The 21,028-nt window shown below is 72.9% G+C and carries 15 protein-coding genes; 4 read left to right on the top strand and 11 right to left on the bottom strand.

From position 1 onward, the window contains the following. The first annotated feature begins 42 nt into the window (after positions 1-42). Positions 43-3,810 carry an ABC transporter ATP-binding protein gene (locus tag AB0G01_RS05800; protein ID WP_360940154.1) on the top strand — a complete coding sequence of 1,256 codons (3,768 nt, stop codon included), beginning with the start codon at positions 43-45 and terminating at the stop codon, positions 3,808-3,810. Between the two features lie 667 nt (positions 3,811-4,477). Here AB0G01_RS05800 and AB0G01_RS05805 read toward each other — a convergent pair. Beyond that, positions 4,478-4,963 carry an SRPBCC family protein gene (locus AB0G01_RS05805; RefSeq protein ID WP_360940156.1) on the bottom strand — a complete coding sequence of 162 codons (486 nt, stop codon included), beginning with the start codon at positions 4,961-4,963 and terminating at the stop codon, positions 4,478-4,480. Next, positions 4,960-5,322 (bottom strand): metalloregulator ArsR/SmtB family transcription factor, encoded by a 363-nt coding sequence (locus AB0G01_RS05810; protein WP_360941201.1) that lies wholly within the window; start codon positions 5,320-5,322, stop codon positions 4,960-4,962. Before AB0G01_RS05810 ends, AB0G01_RS05805 begins: the two co-directional genes overlap by 4 nt. A 492-nt stretch (positions 5,323-5,814) precedes the next feature. Here AB0G01_RS05810 and AB0G01_RS05815 point away from each other — a divergent pair, with 492 nt between their 5' ends. Continuing rightward, complete coding sequence (locus AB0G01_RS05815; protein WP_360940158.1) at positions 5,815-9,582, top strand: multifunctional oxoglutarate decarboxylase/oxoglutarate dehydrogenase thiamine pyrophosphate-binding subunit/dihydrolipoyllysine-residue succinyltransferase subunit; 3,768 nt, start codon at positions 5,815-5,817, stop codon at positions 9,580-9,582. Positions 9,583-9,588: 6 nt separating this feature from the next. Then, positions 9,589-9,768: a DUF6104 family protein gene (locus AB0G01_RS05820; protein WP_360940160.1), complete on the top strand. Its 180-nt coding sequence runs from the start codon at positions 9,589-9,591 to the stop codon at positions 9,766-9,768. 99 nt (positions 9,769-9,867) lie between these two features. Here AB0G01_RS05820 and hutI read toward each other — a convergent pair whose 3' ends face one another. The 5 genes from hutI to hutH are packed head-to-tail and all read right to left on the bottom strand — an operon-like array spanning position 9,868 to position 16,585. Beyond that, positions 9,868-11,010, bottom strand: a complete 1,143-nt coding sequence (gene hutI, locus AB0G01_RS05825; RefSeq protein ID WP_360940162.1) for an imidazolonepropionase — start codon at positions 11,008-11,010, stop codon at positions 9,868-9,870. Further along, entirely contained in the window at positions 11,007-12,272 is a 1,266-nt protein-coding gene (locus tag AB0G01_RS05830) for a formimidoylglutamate deiminase (RefSeq protein ID WP_360940164.1), read from the bottom strand. Before AB0G01_RS05830 ends, hutI begins: the two co-directional genes overlap by 4 nt. Continuing rightward, on the bottom strand, positions 12,269-13,444 hold the full coding sequence (locus tag AB0G01_RS05835; protein ID WP_360940166.1) for an allantoate amidohydrolase: 1,176 nt from the start codon (positions 13,442-13,444) through the stop codon (positions 12,269-12,271). Before AB0G01_RS05835 ends, AB0G01_RS05830 begins: the two co-directional genes overlap by 4 nt. Then, entirely contained in the window at positions 13,437-15,080 is a 1,644-nt protein-coding gene (gene hutU, locus AB0G01_RS05840; protein WP_360940168.1) for a urocanate hydratase, read from the bottom strand. Before hutU ends, AB0G01_RS05835 begins: the two co-directional genes overlap by 8 nt. Beyond that, positions 15,080-16,585 carry a histidine ammonia-lyase gene (hutH, locus tag AB0G01_RS05845; RefSeq protein WP_360940170.1) on the bottom strand — a complete coding sequence of 502 codons (1,506 nt, stop codon included), beginning with the start codon at positions 16,583-16,585 and terminating at the stop codon, positions 15,080-15,082. The genes hutU and hutH overlap by 1 nt, the downstream gene beginning before the upstream one ends. Before the next feature lie 239 nt (positions 16,586-16,824). On the opposite strand from hutH, the gene AB0G01_RS05850 reads away from it, so the two are divergent. Beyond that, positions 16,825-17,631 (top strand): IclR family transcriptional regulator, encoded by an 807-nt coding sequence (locus tag AB0G01_RS05850; protein WP_360940172.1) that lies wholly within the window; start codon positions 16,825-16,827, stop codon positions 17,629-17,631. 75 nt (positions 17,632-17,706) lie between these two features. On the opposite strand, the gene AB0G01_RS05855 is transcribed toward AB0G01_RS05850, so the two are convergent. The 4 genes from AB0G01_RS05855 to AB0G01_RS05870 are packed head-to-tail and all read right to left on the bottom strand — an operon-like array spanning position 17,707 to position 21,020. Then, a complete protein-coding gene (locus tag AB0G01_RS05855) occupies positions 17,707-18,591 on the bottom strand; it encodes an ABC transporter substrate-binding protein (RefSeq protein ID WP_360940174.1) in 885 nt (294 codons plus the stop codon). Between the two features lie 20 nt (positions 18,592-18,611). Then, positions 18,612-19,331, bottom strand: coding sequence for an ABC transporter permease subunit (locus AB0G01_RS05860; RefSeq protein WP_360941204.1), 720 nt, complete (start codon positions 19,329-19,331; stop codon positions 18,612-18,614). Beyond that, a complete protein-coding gene (locus AB0G01_RS05865) occupies positions 19,328-19,987 on the bottom strand; it encodes an ABC transporter permease (protein ID WP_360940176.1) in 660 nt (219 codons plus the stop codon). Before AB0G01_RS05865 ends, AB0G01_RS05860 begins: the two co-directional genes overlap by 4 nt. Next, complete coding sequence (locus AB0G01_RS05870; RefSeq protein ID WP_360940178.1) at positions 19,980-21,020, bottom strand: ABC transporter ATP-binding protein; 1,041 nt, start codon at positions 21,018-21,020, stop codon at positions 19,980-19,982. Before AB0G01_RS05870 ends, AB0G01_RS05865 begins: the two co-directional genes overlap by 8 nt. Positions 21,021-21,028 lie beyond the last annotated feature (8 nt).

The following is a 21,028-nucleotide window of genomic DNA, read 5'->3' on the forward strand; positions in this document are numbered from 1 at the left end:
CTCAGTTCTCGGGGTCCGACCCTGTCGGTACCCCGACCTACTGTGGATTCCGTGACGCACACCCGAGGCTGGATCCGCCGACTCGCCACCGCGTGCTGGGAGCACCGCCCGCTGGTGGTGTGGTCGGTGCTGGCCGCCGTCGTGGGCGTGGGTCTCCAGGCGGTGTCGCCGCTGCTGATCAAGGTCGCCGTGGACGACTCCACGGCCGGCCGCACGGACCGGCTCGCGTGGCTGGCCGCCGTGCTGGTCGGCCTGGAGCTGCTCACCTTCGGGACGGCGTTCGTCCGCCGGTTCCTGGGCGGGCGGCTGGCCGTCGACGTGCAGCACGACCTGCGCCAGGCGGTGTTCCGCGCGGTGCAGCGGCTGGACGGGCCCCGGCAGGACGCGCTGCGCACCGGCCAGGTGGTGTCCCGCTCGATCACCGACCTCCAGCTCGTCAACAGCCTGCTGTCGATGACCCCGCTGGCGTTCGGCACGGTGGTGTTCGCGCTGGCCGCCCTGGTGGCGATGTTCTGGCTGTCGCCGCTGCTGACGGTGGTCGCGCTGGTCGTGGTGCCGGCCGTGGCGCTGGTCGCCGCGCGCACCCGCCTGACGCTGTTCCCGGCGACGTGGTCGGCGCAGCAGCGGGCGGCGGACGTGGCGCAGCACGTCGAGGAGACGGTGACCGGCGTCCGCGTGGTCAAGGGCTTCGGGCAGGAGGCGCGCGAGGTCGCCCGGCTGGAGTCGCGGGCGAAGGTGCTGTTCGCGGAGCGGATGCGGGCCGCCCGGCTGACCGCCCGGCCGACCGCGACGCTGACCGCGCTGCCGTACGTGGGGCAGGTCGCGGTGCTGGCGCTGGGCGGCTGGCTGGCGCTGCGCGGCGAGGTGACGCTGGGCACGTTCCTGGCGTTCGCGACCTACGTGGCCAACCTGGTCGGCCCGACCCGGCTGCTGTCCAGCCTGCTGGTGACCGCGCAGCTCGCCCGCGCGGGCGTGGAGCGGGTGTACGAGCTCGTCGACTCGCAGCCGGACGTCGAGGACGGCCGGGGGGACGTGCCGGCCGGGCCGGTCGCGGTGGAGCTGGACCAGGTGACGTTCGGGTACACCCGCAGCGAACCGGTGCTGTCCGACGTGTCGCTGAAGATCGCGCCGGGCGAGACGCTGGCCGTCGTGGGCACCGCCGGGTCGGGCAAGTCGACGGTGTCGCTGCTGCTGCCCCGCTTCTACGACGTGCACTCGGGCACGATCCGGGTGGGCGGCGCGGACGTGCGGGAGCTGCGGCTGGAGTCGTTGCGGCAGGCCGTGGGGGTGGTGTTCGAGGAGGCGTTCCTGTTCTCGGACACGATCCGGGCGAACATCGCGTACAGCCTGCCGGACGCGTCCGACGAGCAGGTCGAGGCGGCGGCGCGGGCCGCCGAGGCGCACGGGTTCATCTCCGCGCTGCCGAACGGGTACGACACGGTGGTCGGCGAGCGCGGCCTGACGCTGTCCGGCGGGCAGCGGCAGCGGGTGGCGCTGGCCCGAGCGCTGTTGTCGGACCCGCGCGTGCTGGTGCTCGACGACGCGACCTCGGCCGTCGACCCGACGACCGAGGCGGCGATCCACCGGACACTGGCCGAGGTGACAGCCGGCCGCACGACGATCCTGATCGCGCACCGCCGGTCGTCGCTCACCCTGGCCGACCGGATCGCCGTGCTGGACGCGGGCGTGGTGGTCGACGTGGGCACGCACGCGGAGCTGACCGGGCGCTGCCCGCTGTACCGGGAGCTGCTGGCCGGTCCGGGCGAGGTGATCGAGCAGGTCGACCCCCGGGCCGAGGCCGCGCTGGAGCCCGGCCCGGACGGCGTGACCGCCGACCTGTGGCCGGTGTCCGAGGAGGACGAGGTGGCGGTCCGCGCGCAGAACCGCGCGGTGGGCACGAGCGGTGCGGCGAAGGTCGGTCCGCGCGGCGGCGGTGGCGCGTCCGCGCTGGTCGGCGGCACCCCGCCGACCCCGGAGCTGATGGCGCGCGTGCACGCCCTGCCGCCCGCGCTGGAGGAACCCGCCCTGCCCGACGAGGACCCGCGCGCCCCCGACCCGGGCTTCCGCCTGCGGACCCTGCTGCGCCCGGTGCGGTGGGTGATGCTCGGCGTCGGCGGGCTGCTCCTGGTCGACTCGGCGCTGGTGATCGCGCTGCCGAACCTGGTCCGGCTGGGCGTGGACGACGGGGTCGTCGGCGGGGACCCGAGCCGGCTGTGGCTGGCCTGCGGGATCGGCCTGGCGCTGGTGGTCCTGGGCTGGCTGTCGGCGGCGGCGGGGACCGTCGTGACCTCCCGGGTCGGCGAGCGCCTGCTGTACCTGCTGCGCGTGCGCAGCTACGCCCACCTGCAACGGCTCGGGCTCGACTACTACGAGCGCGAGATGGCCGGCCGCATCATGACCCGGATGACGACGGACGTGGACGCCCTGTCCAGCTTCCTCCAGACCGGTCTGACGACGTTCGTGATCAGCGTCCTGACGGTGGCCGGCATCGCGGTGGCCCTGGTGGTCACCGACCCGGCGCTCGCGCTGGTCGCGCTGTCCGTGCTGCCGGTCCTGCTGGTGGCGACGGTGGTCTTCCAGCGCCTGTCGTCCAAGGCGTACGAGGAGGCGCGGGAGCGGGTCAGCGCGGTCAACGCCGACCTCCAGGAGAACGTGACGGGCCTGCGGGTGTCCCAGGCGTACAGCCGGGAGGCGCGGTCGGCCGAGGCGTTCGCCGAGCGCAGCGACGCCTACCGGCGGTCCCGGATCAGGGCCCAGCGCTACATCGCGACGTACTTCCCGTTCCTGGCGCTGCTGTCCGGCGTGGCGCAGGCCGCGATCCTGGTGGTCGGCGCGTACCGGGTGGCGGAGGGCACCCTCCCGCCCGGCGTCCTGCTGGCGTTCGTGCTGTACCTGGGCCTGTTCTTCGCGCCGCTGTTCCAGCTCTCCGGGGTGTTCGACGGCTACCAGCAGGCCCGCGTGGGCCTGGCCAGGATCGGCGACCTGCTCCGCACCCCCACCAGCGTCCCCCCGGCCGAGCACCCGGTCCCGGTCCCGGTCACGGGTCTGCGCGGCGAGGTCGTGCTGGAGCACGTCACCTTCGCCTACCCCGGCACCACCCGGCCGGCGCTGGAGGACGTGTCGCTGCGGGTCGCGCCGGGCGAGACGGTCGCGCTGGTCGGCGAGACCGGCGCGGGCAAGTCGACCCTGGTCAAGCTGGTGGCGAGGTTCTACGACGCCACCGGGGGGCGGGTCCTGGTGGACGGGGTGGACCTGAAGGACTACGACCTGTCGGCGTTCCGCCAGCGCCTGGGCGTGGTCCCGCAGGAGGCCCACCTGTTCGGCGGCGACGTGGCCGAGAACGTCGCCTACGGCAGGCCGGACGCGACGAAGGCCGAGGTCGAGCGGGCGGTGCGGGCGGTGGGCGCGCTCCCCGCGATCGCGGCCCTCCCCGAGGCGTTCCACCAGCAGGTGGGCGAACGCGGCCAGTCCCTGTCCGCGGGCCAACGCCAACTGGTGGCCCTGGCCCGCGCGGAACTGGTCCAGCCCGACCTGCTGCTGCTCGACGAGGCCACCGCCGCCCTCGACCCGTCGACGGAGTCGACCGTGCTGGCCGCAGGCGATCACCTCGCGGGTTCCCGCACCACGTTCGTCGTAGCCCACCGCCTGGCAACGGCCGCCAGGGCGGACCGCATCATCGTCCTGGCGGACGGACGCATAGCCGAACAGGGAACCCACACCGAACTCCTGGCCGCCGGCGGCCACTACGCCCGCCTGTGGTCACACAGCACCAGCACCCCCTTACCCGCCGCAGCCCACCAGAGCACCTAGAGGCACCGTCCGCCGACATCCCAACGCTCGACCACGACACGGCGCGCGACGACATCACCGCACGTAGCTCGCGACCCGACACGGAGCGAGAACACCCACGCGGGTCGCCGCGCGCTGGCCGCGCCGCGCCCCTCCAAGGCGGCACGGTCAACGCCAGCCAACATTCGCCCCTCAAGTCCGCGCCCTCCGGGCCACGCCCAGACGAGGTCCGGGCCAGGTCCGGGCCTGGACCACGCCCACTCGACTGCCCACGACATGCCCGTCGTGCACCCCGCACCGCCCTGCCCTGCCCCGCCGCGCCGCACTGCGCCGCTCGGCCCCGCACCGCTGCGCCCTGCCCTGCCGCGCCCCGCCCTGCCGCGCCCCGCGCCGCGCCGCCGTGCCCCGCACCGTCGCGCCCCGCACCGCCGTGCCCTGCCCCGCACCGCACCGCCGCGCCCGCACCGCCGCGCCCTGCCTCACGCCGCCTCGCCTCGCACAGCCCTGCTCCAACTCGCCTCGCCTCGCCCCGCCTCGCCTCGCCCCGGCCAGGCCGAGCACCGGCAACCGCCCCACCGCTCCCCACGCCGGGTCGGGCCGCTCGCGTCCGGGCATCATGCCAACCGGCCCGGTACGCGCGAGGCGTCCGGGCGGATCGGCCGACCGGGGGCACCGGTCGAACGGGGGACTACAGGTCGGCCAAGAGCTCGTCGAGCTGCTCGTAGCCCTCGACCACGCCGGTGGTCATGCCACTCGCCATGGCCATGTCACGCGCCTCGACGGACTCGAACACGCTGAACCCGCGCAGGCGGGTCCGGCCGTCGCCCAGGTCCTCGAAGTGCATCGTTTCCAGGCACACGCCGTCCGGGTAACCCTCGAACGTGAACGTCTGCACGATCCGCTCGGCCGGCCGGACCTCGTGGAACGAGCCGTAGAACCCGTACTCGCCGCTGTCGTCCCGGTGCACGTACCGGTACCCGCCGCCGGTCTCGGCGTCCCAGCGGAGGATGTCCATGGTCAGCCGGCGCGGGCCGAGCCACTTCTTGACCAGCTCGGGCTCGACGTGCGCCCGGAACACGGCCGCCGGGGGCGCGTCGAACTCGCGGACGATTTCGATCGTGGGCAGCTCGGGACTGGCCTCGACGGTGACTTCGTGGTGCGTGGTGGCGTTCATGATGCTGCTCCTTCGTTCGGGGTGCCGGGGTCGTCCTCCACGGCGAGTTCGGCGAGCACGGCGTCCAACCGCCGGTAGCGCTGCTCGGCCTCCTGCCGGTACCGCTCGATCCACTTGGTCATCAGGTCGAACACCTCCGCTTCCAGGTGCACGGGCCTGCGCTGGGCCTCTCGGCTCCGACTGACCAGCCCGGCGTCCTCCAGCACCTTGAGGTGCTTGGAGACCGCCTGCACGGTCACGGGGTAGGGCTCGGCGAGCTCGTTGACGGTCGCGTCCGCGACCGCCAGCCGGGCCACCATGTCCCGTCGTATCGGGTCCGCCAACGCCGCGAACACCCGCGATAGCCGGTCCTCCACGATTTCCCCTTACTCAACCTTGCGGTTGAACACACCATACGAACCCGGCCAGCCGTTGTCAACCAAATCGTTGAACACCCAGTTCAGAGCACCAATCACGCCCTCCTCCCCGATCCACAGCCACCTGCGGGCAGCAGCGGCCCCGCCATCCCACCCCGCCATCCCACCCCGTCCCCCGGACCTCCGCACCGATGCCCGCGAGCAGCCGGGCCGGGAAGCGGGGAGACTGGGGGTGCGCACCCCCGCTCGTCACCGGGCCGGGGGATCGCACGTGCCGGCGGGAGCGCTTCCCGCCCTCGTCGGCACGAGACGGACCTGCGTCAACACGTCAAGACGAGCTCAAGCGGGCGTGACAGGATCGATGTCCTGATCGATCCTGTGATCGAGCCCTCGTTGCCCGGCCCCTCCTGTGTATGAAGTGCACCAGACGGGGGACTAGCCTGACCATGAGTGAGTCATTACCAAGAGCGAGATGGATAGAGGCGAGCGCGAGCCGTGTCCAGCAGCACTCCTGCTTCTCAGTTCGGCCCCAATGAGTGGTTGGTCGAGGAGATGTACGAGCAGTTCCTCTCCGACCCGTCGTCCGTAGACCCGGCGTGGCACGACTTCTTCGCCGACTACAAGTCGACGCAGCGGTCCGGCAACGGTGCCTCGGCGGAGAGCGGCGCGTCGACGACCAGCGCTCCGGCCGCGCCGACCGCCACCGCCGCCGCCCAGCAGCCGGCCGCGACCAAGCCCGCGTCGGACTCCGCGCCGACCTCTGCGGCCAAGCCGGCCAAGCCCGCCGCGGCCAAGCCGGCCGATGCGGCACCCGCGGCCAAGTCCGCCGCCGCGCCCGCCGCGAAGCCGGCGACGCTGCCACCCACCACGGGCAAGCCCGCTCCCGCGCAGGCCGCCAAGGCCGCGCCGGTGCAGCCGGCCGCCGGCCAGGAGCAGAAGCAGCTACGCGGGGCCGCCGCCGCGATCGCGAAGAACATGGAGCTCTCGCTCACCGTTCCGACCGCGACCAGCGTGCGCGCCGTGCCGGCGAAGTTGCTGGCCGACAACCGCATCGTGATCAACAACCACCTCAAGCGCACGCGCGGTGGGAAGGTCTCCTTCACCCACCTGATCGGCTACGCGGTGGTCCGGGCGCTCCAGGCGTTCCCGAACATGAACCGGCACTTCGCCGACGTCGAGGGCAAGCCGTTCGTGGTCACGCCCGAGCACGTCAACTTCGGCCTGGCGATCGACCTGCCCGGCAAGGACGGCTCGCGCACGCTCGTCGTGGCCTCGGTCAAGGGCTGCGAGAACATGACGTTCACGCAGTTCTGGCAGGCCTACGAGGACCTGATCCGCAAGGCTCGCGGCGGCTCGCTGACGGCCGAGGACTTCTCCGGCACGACGATCTCGCTGACCAACCCCGGCACGATCGGCACGAACCACTCGGTTCCGCGCCTGACCGCCGGCCAGGGCGCGATCATCGGCGTCGGCGCGATGGAGTACCCCGCGCACTTCCAGGGCACCAGCGAGCAGGCCCTGGTCGAGATGGGCGTCAGCAAGATCATCACGCTGACCTCCACCTACGACCACCGGATCATCCAGGGCGCGGAGTCGGGCGAGTTCCTCAAGCGGATCCACCACCTGCTGCTCGGCGAGGACGGCTTCTACGACGACGTCTTCACGTCGCTGCGCCTGCCGTACGAGCCGATCCGCTGGGTCGCCGACATCCCCGAGGGCGCGGTCGACAAGACGGCCCGCGTCATCGAGCTGATCGACGCGTTCCGCACTCGCGGCCACCTGATGGCCGACACCGACCCGCTGAACTACCGCCAGCGCAGCCACCGCGACCTGGACGTCCTGTCGCACGGCCTGACGCTGTGGGACCTCGACCGGGAGTTCCCGGTCGGCGGGTTCGCGGGCCAGGAGCGGATGCGGCTGCGCGACATCCTGGGCGTGCTGCGCAACTCGTACTGCCGCACGGTCGGCGTCGAGTACATGCACATCCTGGACCCCGAGGAGCGCCTCTGGATCCAGGAGCGCGTCGAGGTGCCGCACGAGAAGCCGCCGGCCACCGTGCAGAAGTACATCCTCTCCAAGCTGAACGCGGCCGAGGCGTTCGAGACGTTCCTCCAGACCAAGTACGTCGGCCAGAAGCGGTTCTCGCTGGAGGGCGGCGAGACCGTCATCCCGCTGCTGGACGCGGTGCTGGACAAGGCCGCCGAGCACGAGCTGGACGAGGTCGTCATCGGCATGCCGCACCGCGGCCGGCTGAACGTGCTGGCGAACATCGTCGGCAAGCCGATCTCGCAGATCTTCCGCGAGTTCGAGGGCAACCTCGACCCCGGCCAGGCGCACGGCTCCGGTGACGTCAAGTACCACCTGGGTGCCGAGGGCAAGTACTTCCGGATGTTCGGCGACGGTGAGACGAAGGTGTCGCTGACCGCGAACCCGTCGCACCTGGAGGCCGTGGACCCGGTGCTGGAGGGCATCGTCCGGGCCAAGCAGGACAACCTGGACATGGGTGGCGAGGGCTTCACCGTGCTGCCGGTCGCGATGCACGGCGACGCCGCGTTCGCGGGCCAGGGCGTGGTCGCCGAGACGCTGAACCTGGCGCTGGTGCGCGGTTACCGCACCGGCGGCACGGTGCACGTCGTGGTGAACAACCAGGTCGGCTTCACCACCGCCCCGGAGAACTCGCGCTCGTCGAAGTACTCGACGGACGTCGCGAAGATGATCGGCGCGCCGGTCTTCCACGTCAACGGCGACGACCCGGAGGCGTGCTACTGGGTCGCGAAACTGGCCGTGGACTACCGGCAGGCGTTCAACAAGGACGTCGTCATCGACATGGTCTGCTACCGCCGCCGGGGTCACAACGAGGGCGACGACCCCTCGATGACCCAGCCGGCGATGTACGACGTGATCGACACCAAGCGCTCGGTGCGCAAGACCTACACCGAGTCGCTGATCGGTCGCGGCGACATCTCCGTGGAGGAGGCCGAGAAGGCCCTCCAAGACTTCTCCTCGCAGTTGGAGCACGTCTTCAACGAGGTGCGCGAGCTGGAGAAGCACCCGGCCAAGATGTCGCCGTCGATCGAGCAGGAGCAGCAGGTCCCGGCCAAGCTGCCCACCGGCATCGACCGCTCGGTGATCGAGCGGATCGCGGACGCGCACGTCAACCTGCCGGACGGCTTCACGCCGCACCCCCGGGTCAAGCCGGTGCTGGAGCGGCGCGCCAAGATGGCCCGCGAGGGCGGCATCGACTGGGCGTTCGCCGAGCTGCTGGCGTTCGGGTCGCTGGTGCTGGAGGGCCGCACGGTCCGCCTGGCGGGCCAGGACTCGCGGCGCGGCACGTTCGTGCAGCGGCACGCCACGCTGGTGGACCGCAAGCGGTCCGAGGAGTACACGCCGCTCCAGAACCTGTCCGACGAGCAGGGCAAGTTCATGGTCTACGACTCGGTGCTCTCCGAGTTCGCGGCGCTGGGCTTCGAGTACGGCTACTCGGTGGCCGACCCGGACGCGCTGGTGCTGTGGGAGGCGCAATTCGGCGACTTCGTCAACGGCGCGCAGCCGATCATCGACGAGTTCATCTCGTCGGGCGAGGCGAAGTGGGGCCAGGTCTCCGACGTCGTGCTGCTGCTGCCGCACGGCCACGAGGGCCAGGGCCCGGACCACACGTCCGGCCGCATCGAGCGCTTCCTCCAGCTCTGCGCGGAGGGCTCGATGACCATCGCGGTGCCCTCGACGCCGGCGAACTACTTCCACCTGCTGCGCCGGCACGCCCTGGACGGCGTGAACCGCCCGCTGGTGGTGTTCACCCCCAAGTCGATGCTGCGCCTGAAGTCGGCGACGTCGCCGGTCGAGCCGTTCGTGGAGGAGCGCTTCCACTCGGTGATCGACGACCCGACGCGGCCGGCCCCGGAGGGCGTCACGAAGATCCTGCTGTGCAGCGGCAAGGTGTACTACGAGCTGGCCGCCGAGCAGGAGAAGCGGGGCACCGAGGACACGGCGGTGGTCCGGGTGGAGCAGCTCTACCCGGTGCCCGCCCGGAAGCTGACGGAGGCGCTGGAGCGCTACCCGAACGCGACCGAGGTCCGCTGGGTCCAGGAGGAGCCGGCGAACCAGGGTGCCTGGCCGTTCTTCGGCCTGGCCCTGCCGGAACTGCTGCCGAGCCGGTTCGCGATCAAGCGCGTCTCGCGCCGCCCGATGGCCGCCCCCTCGGCGGGGTCGTCGAAGGTGCACGAGGTCGAGCAGCGCGAGCTGATCGCGAAGGCGTTCGAGTAGGCCGCGGTGTACTTCACCGATCGCGGCATCGAGGAGCTGGAGTCCCGCCGGGGCGAGGAGGAAGTGAGCCTCGCCTGGCTGGCCGACAAGCTCCGCGCCTTCGTGGACGCCAACCCGGAGTTCGAGACGCCGATCGAACGCCTGGCCACGTACCTGGCCCGGGACGAGGACGAGCTCGAAGACTGACCAGCAAGCACGCCGAACGCCCCCGCGACCGGATCGCGGGGGCGTTCGGCGTGTCCACGGGCCGCCGGTCGACGCCGGCTCGGCCTCTTCGGTCAGCCCCTAGCGGACGCGTTCGCCCTTGCGCCACACGGCGTGCGTCAACGGGACACCCGGCCGGTACGCGAGGTGCGTGGTGCTCGGCGCGTCCAGCACGTGCACGTCCGCGCGGGCACCCACCGCGAGGTGTCCGACGTCCTCACGCCCCAGCGCGATGGCCCCGCCACGGGTCGCCGCGAAAACGGCTTCCTCCACCGACATCCGCATCTGGAGCACGGCCGTCGCCACGCAGTACGCCATCGACGTGGTGTAGGAGCTCCCCGGGTTGCAGTTGCTGGCCAGCGCGACCGCCGCCCCGGCGTCCAGCAACGCCCGCGCGGGCGGCAGCGGTTGGCGCGTCGACAGGTCGCACGCCGGCAGCAACGTCGCCACCGTCGCCGACCCCGCCAGCGCGTCGACGTCGGCCGCCGACAGGTGGGTGCAGTGGTCGACGCTGGCCGCGCCGAGCTCCACCGCCAGCCGCACACCGGGCCCCTCGCCGAGCTGGTTGCCGTGCACCCGCAGGCCCAACCCCCTGGCGGCGGCGGCTTCCAGCACCGCGCGGGACTGGTCCGCGTCGAACGCGCCCTTCTCGCAGAACACGTCCGCCCAGCGCACGTGCGGCGCGACCGCGTCCAGCATCTCCCCGCACACCAACGACACGTACTCGTCCGCGTCGGCACCGGGCGGCACCAGGTGCGCGCCCAGGAACGTGGCCTCGTCGGCGTACCGGGCCGCGATCCGCGCCGAGCGCACCTCGTCGTCGACCGTCAGGCCGTAGCCGGTCTTGGTCTCGACGCAGGTCGTGCCCTGCGCGACCGCTTCGGCGACGTGCCGCCGGATGGTGCCCGCGAGCTCGTCGTCCGACGCCGCCCGGGTCGCGTCGACGGTGGTGGCGATCCCGCCCGCGCTGTAGGGCTGCCCGGACATCCGCGCCTCGAACTCGGCCGTCCGGTCGCCGGCGAACACCAGGTGCGTGTGGCTGTCCACCCACCCCGGCAGCACCGCGCGGCCGGCCGCGTCGAACACCTCGTCGGCGGCCGGGGCGGCGGACGCCGCGCCGACCCAGGCCACGTGCCCGGCCTCCACGACGAGTGCGGCACCGGTGAGCCGGCCGAGCTCCGAGTTGGTCGTCAATTCGCCGATGTTGGTGATCAGGGTGCTCACAGGACCGCCTTCAGCAGCTTCGCGACGTCCCCGAGGGTCTCGTGGACACCGTGGCGCGCCACGACCTTCCCGCCCGACACGACCACCGAGACGTCCGACGCGGTGGCCGCGAGCAGGACCTGGTCCGGCGCGCACCCGGTGGTGCGCACCGAGTCCAGGCCGATCGCGACGAGGTCGGCGGGCGCGCCGACCTCGATCCGGCCCGCCTCGGGCCAGCCGATGGCGGTGTGGTTGGTCAGCGCCGCCACCAGGTCCGCCGGGGTGAACCGGCCGCGCTCGCCGGTGCGCAGCCGCTCGCCGTGCTCCAGCCCCCGGGCCTCCAGCAGCGGGTCGATCACCGCGTGCTGGTCGCTGCCCAGCGACAGCGGGCTGCCCGCGTCGCGCAGCTCCCGGGCGGGGCCGATGCCGTCGGCCAGGTCGGCCTCCGTGGTGGGGCAGAAGCACGCGCCGGTCGCCGTCGAGCCGAGCAGCCCGATGTCCGCCGCGGACAGGTGGGTGGCGTGCACGGCGGTCGTGCGGGCGGTCAGCGCGCCCTCCTCGTGCAGCAGCCCGGTCGGCGTCAGCCCGTACGCGGCGAGGCACGCCTCGTTCTCGGCGGGTTGCTCCGACAGGTGGACGTGCAGCGGCCGATCGGGGAAAGCGCTTGCCACCAGCGACAACGTTTCCCGCGGCACGGCGCGCACGGAGTGGATCGCCGCGCCGACCCGGGTGTTGCCGTCCTCGCGCAGCTCGGCCACCCGGGCGGCCCACCGCTCGCCGGTGCCGTCGGAGAACCGCTCCTGCACGCCGGTGACCGGCTGCCCGATCCCCCCGGCCAGGTAGCAGGCGTCGAGCAGGGTGAGCCGGATGCCGGCGTCGGCGGCGGCCTGCCGCAGCGCGTCGCCCATCTCGTTGCCGCCGTGGTGGAGGTAGTGGAACTCCCCCACCGCCGTCACGCCGGCGATGGCCATCTCCGCGTAGGCCGCGCGCGCCAGGCGCAGGTAGCCGTCCGGGGTGAGGCTCTCCGCCACCGCGTACATGCGGTCGCGCCACGTCCAGAACGTGCCGCCGGCGGAGTGCGTCCGGCCGCGCAGAGCCCGGTGGAAGGCGTGGGAGTGCGCGTTGGCGAACCCCGGCAGCACGACCCCGTACAGGCGTTCGCAGCCCAGCGGGATCGTGTCCACAGTGGACACCGACGTGATGGTGCCCCGGTCGACCCGGACCAGCACGCGCGAAGCGATGCCGTCGGGCAGCCACGCCTGTTCACACCAGAAGCTCTTCATCGGGCCAGCCGCTCCAACGTCGTCGCCAGCGCCACCACGCCCGCCGCGCAGTCGTCGGCCTCGGCGAACTCCTCGGGGGCGTGGCTGATCCCGGTCGGGTTGCGCACGAACAGCATGGCGGTCGGCACGTGCGCCGCCAAGATCCCCGCGTCGTGACCCGCGCCGCTGGGCAGCGCCGGCACCCCGCCGAGCGCGTCGGAGATCTCGGTGGCCAACCCGGTGTCGAAGTGGACCGTGTCGCCGTAGGACTCCTCGGTGACCCGCAGCTCGCAGCCCTCCTCGCGGGCCGCCTCGTGCGCCGCCGAGGTGATCCGCGCGACCACGTCCCGGGTGCGCGCGTCGTCCTCGGCCCGCGCGTCCAGCCACAGGTCGACCGACGAGGCGATCACGTTGGTGCCGCCGGGGTTCGGCACGATCCGCCCGACGGTCGCCCGCGCGCCGTCCGTGGCCGCCGCGCGCGCCGCCAGCACCAGCCGCGACGCGGGCAGCATCGGGTCCCGCCGGTCCTCGACCAGGGTCGCGCCGGCGTGGTTGCCCTCGCCGGTGAACGTGTACCGCCACCGGCCGTGCGCCAGGATCGAGCCGGCCACCCCGACCGGGACGGTCAACCCCCGGCCCTGCTCCACGTGCAGCTCGACGAACCGCCCGACCAGCCGGAGGGCCTCGTCGTCGCGGCCCATCCGCTCCGGGTCGAACCCGGCGGCGCGCGCCGCGTCCCCGAACGACACGCCGTCGGGGTCGGTCAGCGCGAGCGCCTTCTCCGGCGCGATCGCGCCGGTCATCAGCCGCGACCCGAGGCAGGCCACGCCGAACCGGCCGCCCTCCTCCTCCACGAACACCACGACCGCCAGCGGCCGGGTCGGCTGGAACCCCTTGGCCCGCAACAGGTCCATGGCCCGCAACGCGGCCACGACGCCCAGCGGCCCGTCGAACGCCCCGCCGCCCGGCACCGAGTCGAGATGACTGCCGGTGATCACCGCGTCCGGCCCCGGCGGGCCCCACCAGGCCCACAGGTTGCCGTTGCGGTCCGGCCGGACGTCCAGCCCGCGCCGGGTCGCCTCCGCGACGAACCACTCCCGCAGCTCCAGCTCGACGTGGTCGAACCCGTGCCGGGAGTAGCCGCCGCGCCGCGCGTCCCGACCGACGTCGGCGAGGTCCGCGAGGTCAGTCATTGCGCGCCATGGGAATCCGCACGCCCTGGTCCGCCGCCACTTCGCCGGCTCGCGGGTACCCGGCGTCCACGTGCCGGATCACGCCCATGCCCGGGTCGTTGGTCAGCACCCGCTCGATCTTGCGCGCGGCCAGCTCGGTGCCGTCCGCGACGGTCACCTGGCCGGCGTGGATGGACCGCCCGATGCCGACGCCGCCGCCGTGGTGGATGGACACCCAGGTCGCGCCGGACGCGGTGTTGACCAGGGCGTTGAGCAGCGGCCAGTCCGCGATCGCGTCCGAGCCGTCGGCCATGGCCTCGGTCTCCCGGTAGGGCGACGCGACCGATCCGCAGTCGAGGTGGTCGCGGCCGATCACGATCGGCGCGGACAGCTCGCCGCCGGCCACCATCTCGTTGAACTTCAGCCCGGCCAGGTGCCGCTCGCCGTAGCCCAGCCAGCAGATCCGCGCCGGCAGGCCTTGGAACTCGACCCGCTCGCCGGCCATCTTGATCCACCGCGCGAGCTGCTCGTTCTCCGGGAACAGCTCCAGGATCGCCTGGTCGGTCTTGGCGATGTCGGCCGGGTCGCCGGACAGCGCGACCCAGCGGAACGGGCCCTTGCCCTCGCAGAACAGCGGTCGGATGTAGGCGGGCACGAAGCCCGGGAAGTCGAAGGCCCGGTCGTAGCCGCCGAGCCGGGCCTCGCCGCGAATGGAGTTGCCGTAGTCGAACACCTCCGCGCCCCGGTCCTGGAAGCCGACCATGGCCGCCACGTGGTCGGCCATCGACTCGCGGGACCGGTCGGTGAACTCGTCGGGCTTCTTCGCCGCGTAGTCCGACCAGCCGGCCAGGTCGACGCCCTTGGGCAGGTACGCCAGCGGGTCGTGCGCCGAGGTCTGGTCGGTGACGATGTCCACCGGCACCTCGCGGCGCAGCAGCTCGGGCAGCACCTCGGCGGCGTTGCCGATCAGGCCGACCGACAGCGCCCGGCCGTCGGCCTTCGCGCGGAGCACGCGGGCGATCGCGTCGTCGATGTCGTCCGCGACCTCGTCCAGGTACCGGGTCTCCACCCGTCGCCGCGCGCGGCTCGGGTCGACCTCGACGCACAGCGCGACGCCCTCGTTCATGGTGACGGCCAACGGCTGCGCGCCGCCCATGCCGCCGAGCCCGGCGGTGACCGTGAGCGTGCCCTTGAGGGTGCCGCCGAACCGCTTGGTGGCGACGGCGGCGAACGTCTCGAAGGTGCCCTGGAGGATGCCCTGGGTGCCGATGTAGATCCACGAGCCGGCGGTCATCTGGCCGTACATGGTCAGGCCCTCGGCCTCCAGCCGGCGGAACTCGGGCCAGTTCGCCCAGTCCGGCACCAGGTTGGAGTTCGCGATCAGCACCCTCGGGGCCCACTCGTTGGTCCGCATCACGCCCACCGGGCGGCCGGACTGCACGAGCAGCGTCTCGTCGTCGGCGAGCTCCGCCAGCTCCCGGCTGATGGCGTGGAAGCTCGGCCAGTCCCGCGCCGCCTTGCCGGTGCCGCCGTAGACCACCAGGTCCTCGGGGCGCTCGGCCACGTCGGGGTCCAGGTTGTTGTGGAACATCCGCAGCGCCGCTTCGGTGGACCAGCTACGGGCGGTCAGTTCGGTGCCTCGGTCTGCTCGCACCATCACAGTGCTCCGTTCCGGATGAGTTCTTCGGCGGCGGCGATCTCGGGGGCCAGGTGGCGGTCCGGGCCGGGGCCCTGGACGCTCACGCGGAGCTTCGCCACGGCTTCGGCGGTCGCCGGGGCGGGTTTGAGGGGCGCGCGCAGGTCCAGCGCGCGGGCGGCGGTGAGGAACTCGATCGCCAGCACGGTGCGCAGGCCGTCCACGGACTTGCGCAGCTTGCGCGCGGCGGACCAGCCCATGGAGACGTGGTCCTCCTGCATCGCGCTGCTCGGGATCGAGTCGACGGACGCGGGCACCGCCAGCCGCTTGAGCTCGCTGACGATCGCGGCCTGGGTGTACTGGGCGATCATGTGGCCGGAGTCGACGCCCGGGTCGTCGGCCAGGAACGGCGGCAGGCCGTGCGACCGGTTCACGTCGAGCATCCGGTCGGTGCGGCGCTCGGCGATGCTCGCCACGTCGGCCACCGGGATGGCCAGGAAGTCCAGCACGTAGGCGATCGGCGCGCCGTGGAAGTTGCCGTTGGACTCGACCCGCCCGTCGGCCAGCACCACCGGGTTGTCCACGGAGGCGGCCAGCTCGCGGTCGGCGACCGTCTCGGCGTAGGCCACGGTGTCCCGCGCCGCCCCGTGCACCTGCGGCGAGCAGCGCAGCGAGTACGCGTCCTGCACCCGCGTGCAGTCCGGGCCGCGATGGCTCGCCACGATCTCGGAACCGGCCAGCAGGTCGGCCATCCGGCGGGCGCTGCGGCCCTGGCCGGGGTGCGGGCGCAGGGCCTGGAGGTCGTCCGCGAAGACGCGGTCCGTGCCCAGCAGGGCCTCCACGCTCATCGCCGCCGTCAGGTCCGCCACGTCGAGCAGGTAGCGCAGGTCGCCCAGCGCCAGCACGAGCATCCCCAGCATCCCGTCGGTGCCGTTGATGAGCGCGAGGCCCTCCTTCTCGGCCAGCCGCACGGGCTCGATGCCGGCCCGGCGCAGCGCGTCGCCGGCCGGGACCAGCGCGCCGTCCGCGTCCCGGACCTGGCCCTCGCCGGTCAGCGCCAGCGCGGCGGCGGACAGCGGGGCCAGGTCGCCCGAGCAGCCCAGCGAGCCGAACTCGTGGACGACCGGCGTGATGCCCGCGTTCAGCATCGCCGCCATCGCCTCGGCGGTGGCGAGCCGGACCCCGGTGTGCCCGCCGGCCAGCGTCTTGAGCCGGAGCAGGACCAGCGCGCGGACGACCTCCCGCTCCACCTCGGGCCCGGAGCCGGCGGCGTGCGAGCGCACCAACGACTGCTGGAGCGCCGCCCGGCGGTCCGGCGGGATGTGCCGGACGGCCAGCGCGCCGAAGCCCGTGGACACGCCGTAGGTGGGTTTCTCGGCCGTCGCCAGCCGTTCGATGTGGGCGCGGGCGGCCGTGACCGCCGCACGCGCCGACTCCGTGATCTCCACCGGCGCGTCGCCACGGGCGACCGCGTGGACGTCCTCGCGGGTCAGGACTTTCGGACCCAGCTCCACGGGTTGCTGCATGTGCTCATCACAACCCGTGCGCCGGTTCCGCACGACCCGGGACCTCCGGAGACCGTCTGGCATCCCAGACTCGGAACCCTCCGGCAGCCGGCCCGGCCACTCCCCGGGTCCGCCCGGAGGCCGGGGGCGGGGTCTCGGCGGGACGCCGGTGACGACCACCCGTCCGGTCGCGAACCCCTCGAAGCCGGCCGCCACACCCCTCCCCTGCGCGAACACCGGGGTTTGTCGAGAATGACCTGGTGGGTTCCAGCAGCGACGTGCCGGCCTTGCGCCGAGGGCTGGCCGTGCTGCGCCTGCTGGCCGGCCGCCCCGGTCCGCTGTCCGCCGCCGCCGTGGCGCGGGAACTGGACCTGCCGAGGTCCACGACCTACCACCTGCTGGCCGAGCTGACCGAAGCCGGGTTCGCCACCCACTTCCCCGAGGAGCGCCGCTACGGGCTGGGCGTGGCGGCGTTCGAGCTGGGCTCGGCCTACCTGCGCCACGACCCGCTGGAACGCCTCGCGCGCCCGTTGCTGCGCCGCCTGGTCGACGCCGTCGGCCGGGCCGCGCACCTGGGCGTGCTGCACGGGGCGGAAGCGCTGTACCTGGTGCGCGAGCAGCCCCGGCAGCCGTCCACGATCGTGTCGGACGTCGGCGTGCGGCTGCCGGCGCACCTCACCGCGTCCGGCCGCGCGATGCTGGCCCACCTGCCGGACGCCCAGGTGCGCGCCCTGTTCCCCGGCGTGACGTCGTTCGTGGACCGCACCGGCCGGGGCCCGGCCAACCTCCCCGCCCTGCGCCGCCTGCTGGCCGCCGAGCGCCGCCGGGGCTGGGCGGTGGAGGACGGCTACGTCACGGCCGGTTTCGCCTCGGTCGCCGCGCCGGTCTTCGACCACGGCGAACGCCCGATCGCCGCCATCACGGTCACCTTCCGGCACGTGTGCGACGAGGAGTGCGGCGAAACCTGGCCGGACCTGGCGGTCGAGGCCCGGCGCACCGCCGACGCCCTCACCGACCGCATCGGCGGCCACCGCGCCGACACCCCGCGCGGCGAGCGGCCGGGCTGAACCCCGGAGCGGGCGGCACGACGAACCGCCGGCCCACCCCGGGAGGGGCGGACCGGCGGTCGGGTCGTGCGCGGACTAGAGCTTGACGTTCTTCAGGAAGTCCGCCGCCACGTTCGCCACGGTCTCCTTGTCGAGGTCGACCCGCTTGACCAGCTCGGCCAGGCCGACCGTGGTCAGCGCGGCCGACACCTTGTTCAGCGCGTCCTTGCCCGCCTGGTCCACGGCGTCCGTGCGGATCAGCGGGATGATGTTCTGCGCCGGGTACATGTTCTTCGGGTCCGCCAGCTCCACGAACGAGTTCGCCTTGATGTCGGCGGACGTCGTGTACAGGTTCGCGACCTGCGCGGTGCCGTCCTTCAGCGCGTCCACGGTGATCGGACCGCCGGCGTCGGTGGTCTTGATCTCCTTGAACGTGACGCCGTAGAGCTCCTTGACCTTGTCCTTCCACCGCTGCGACCACTCGCCCGCCGCGCCCAGGACGTACTTGCCGTCGCCGAGGTCCGCGATCGAGGCCACCCCGGAGTCGGCGGTCTCCTTGGTGACCACCAGGACGTCCTTGTCCTCGGCGTCGGACTTGAACAGGACTTCGAGACCGTCCGGGGTCTTCTCCTTCAGGTTCTTGTAGACCTCGTCGGACTCGGTCGTGGCGTTGGTCTTGTCGAAGTAGTTCAGCAGGTTGCCGGTGTACTCCGGCACCACGCCGAGCGACTTGTCCTGCAACGCCTTCACCACGAGCTCGCGCGCGCCGATGCCCGACTTCACGGACACCGTCGCGCCGGTCGCCCTGAGGGCTCCCGCGTAGATCTCGGCCAGGATCTTGTTCTCGGTGAAGTCGGCCGAACCGACCACGACCTCACCCTGGGCGGACTGCTGGTCGCTCCCGCTCAGGCCCTCTTTGGACCCGCACGCGGAAACGACCAACGCTGCCGCCGCGACGATGACGGCCAACGTGCGCTTCATGCCGTTCTCCCTCTCCCACTTCACCGGTCTCCACCGACCTCGACCACGTCGGTCGCCTCGGCGCGCCGACGGGGCCGGGCGGTCAGCCGCAAACCCCTGGGTATGACCAGCTTCCCGGCGAACGCCAGCAGGACGTCCACCACCACGGCCAGCAGCGCGATCAGGATCGCGCCGCCGATGAACTGCCCGTAGTCCAACACCCGCAGGCCGTCGAGCAACGGCCGGCCCAGCGACTCGATGCCGACGTACGCGGCGACCGACGCCGTCGCGACGACCTGGAGCACGGCGTTGCGCAGGCCGCCGACCAGCAGCGGCAGCGCGTTCGGCAGCTCCACCTTCCACAGCCGCTGCGACCCGGTCATCCCCATGCCGCGCGCGGCGTCCACGACGCCGTCGTCGACGCTCTGGATGCCGGCGTAGGTGCCGGCCAGGATCGGCGGCACGGCCAGCACGACCAGGCCGATCAGCACCCCGACCTGGCTGACGCCGACCACCAGGTACAGGAACGTGATCAGGCCCAGCGTGGGCAGCGCGCGCAGCGCGTTGCTGCCGCCCACCACCAGCACCCCGCCGCGCCCGGTGTGCCCGACGTAGAGCCCGAGCGGCACCGCGAGGGCCGCCGCGCCCAGCACCGCGCCCAGGCAGTACAGCAGGTGCACGCCGGTCCGCACCGGGATCGACGTCGGCCCCGACCAGTTCGCCGGGTCGACCAGCCACGCGAGCGCGTCCGCGAAGATCATCGGCGACCAGCCCTCGTCCACGGCGTCAAGGCGTTGCGCAGAGCCACCAGCACCAGGTCCACCACCAGCGCCAGCACCAGGGTGAGCACGATGCCGACGATGATCGGTGCGAGGTACCGCTGCCGGAAGCCGTCGGTGAACAGCGTGCCCAGGCCGCCGGTGCCGATCAGCGCGCCGACGCTGACCAGGCTGATGTTGCTCACCGAACCGACCCGCACACCCGCCGCGAGCACCGGCACGGACAGCGGCAGCTCCACGGCCAGGAACCGCCGCCACGGCCGGAAGCCCATCGCGGTCGCGGCGGCCGTCACGTGCGAGGGCACCGCGTCCAACGCCTGCACGACCGGGCGGACCAGCAGCGCGGTGGTGTAGACCGTCAAGGCGGTCACCACGTTGACCGGGTCCAGCACCCTGGTCCCGATCAACGCCGGGATGATCGCGAACAGCGCCAGCGACGGGACCGTGTAGACCACGTTGAAGAGTCCGACCAGGACCCCGTTCACCCGCCGGTACCGGTGGCACACCAGGCCCAGCGCGATCGCGAGCACCACCGAGATCGCCAGCGGCACCAGGGAGAGGTAGACGTGTTCGAGCAGCGCCGACCACAGCGCGGACCGCGTGCCGGCGTCGCCCAGGTACTTGCCCAGGTCACCCACGGCGGCGCTCGATCACGTCGAGCACCTGGCGCGCCCTGACGACGCCGACGAACCTCCCGTCGGCGTCGACCACGACACCGAGGCCCGAGGGCGAGGACAGGGCGGCGTCGAGCGCGCCCCGGATCGAGCCGCCCTCGCCGTAGAGCGAGCCGCCGGGCAGCACCGCGCCGTCCGGCGCGCTCCAGCCCTGGGGCCGCCGCTCGCCGTCCACGAGGAGTTCCCACCCGCCCGACGCGGCGGAGGACTCCACCGCGTCGACCGCGCCGACCTCGACACCGGAGGAGTCCACAAAGGACAGGCTGCGGTAGCCCCGGTCCTTGCCCACGAAGCTCGCCACGAAGTCGTCGGCCGGCCGGGTGAGCAGCTCGGCGGGCGGCGCGTACTGGGCGAGGATGCCGCCCTCGCGGAACACCGCGACCTTCTCGCCGATCCGCACCGCCTCGTCGATGTCGTGCGTCACGAAGACGATCGTCTTGTCCAGTTCGGCCTGCAACCGCAGCAACTCGTCCTGGAGACCTTCCCGGACCACCGGGTCGACCGCGCTGAAGGGCTCGTCCATCAGCAGCACCGGCGGGTCGGCGGCCAGGGCCCGCGCGACGCCCACCCGCTGCTGCTGGCCGCCGGAGAGCTGCGCCGGGTAGCGCCGGCCGAGTTCGGCGGGCAGCCCCACCAGCTCCAGCAGTTCGGCCGCGCGGGTGCGGGCCCGTGACTTCGACCACCCCGACAGCAGCGGCACGGTGGCCACGTTGTCCAGCACCGTCCGGTGCGGGAACAGGCCCGCCTGCTGGATGACGTACCCGATGCCGAGCCGCAGCTTCGGCGGGTCCACGCCCAGCACGTCCCGACCGTCCACCAGGACCGTGCCCGAGGTCGGGTCGATCATCCGGTTCACCATGCGCAGGGACGTCGTCTTGCCGCAGCCGGAGGGGCCGACGAAGACGGTGATCGTGCCCGCCTCGACCACGAGGTCCAGGCCGTTCACCGCGATGGTCCCGTCGTCGAACCGCTTGGTCACGCCGCGGAACTCGATCACCCCGTGGT

Source organism: Actinosynnema sp. NPDC023587 (assembly GCF_040640215.1).
Classification (GTDB): Bacteria; Actinomycetota; Actinomycetes; order Mycobacteriales; family Pseudonocardiaceae; genus Actinosynnema.

Excerpts from the sequence above, each read along its gene's own strand:
- AB0G01_RS05805 (WP_360940156.1), bottom strand. The coding sequence starts at position 4,963 with ATGAACGCCACCACGCACCACGAAGTCACCGTCGAGGCCAGTCCCGAG.
- AB0G01_RS05830 (WP_360940164.1), bottom strand. The coding sequence starts at position 12,272 with ATGAAGAGCTTCTGGTGTGAACAGGCGTGGCTGCCCGACGGCATCGCT.
- AB0G01_RS05835 (WP_360940166.1), bottom strand. The coding sequence starts at position 13,444 with ATGACTGACCTCGCGGACCTCGCCGACGTCGGTCGGGACGCGCGGCGC.
- hutU (WP_360940168.1), bottom strand. The coding sequence starts at position 15,080 with ATGGTGCGAGCAGACCGAGGCACCGAACTGACCGCCCGTAGCTGGTCC.
- hutH (WP_360940170.1), bottom strand. The coding sequence starts at position 16,585 with ATGCAGCAACCCGTGGAGCTGGGTCCGAAAGTCCTGACCCGCGAGGAC.
- AB0G01_RS05855 (WP_360940174.1), bottom strand. The coding sequence starts at position 18,591 with ATGAAGCGCACGTTGGCCGTCATCGTCGCGGCGGCAGCGTTGGTCGTT.
- AB0G01_RS05860 (WP_360941204.1), bottom strand. The coding sequence starts at position 19,331 with ATGATCTTCGCGGACGCGCTCGCGTGGCTGGTCGACCCGGCGAACTGG.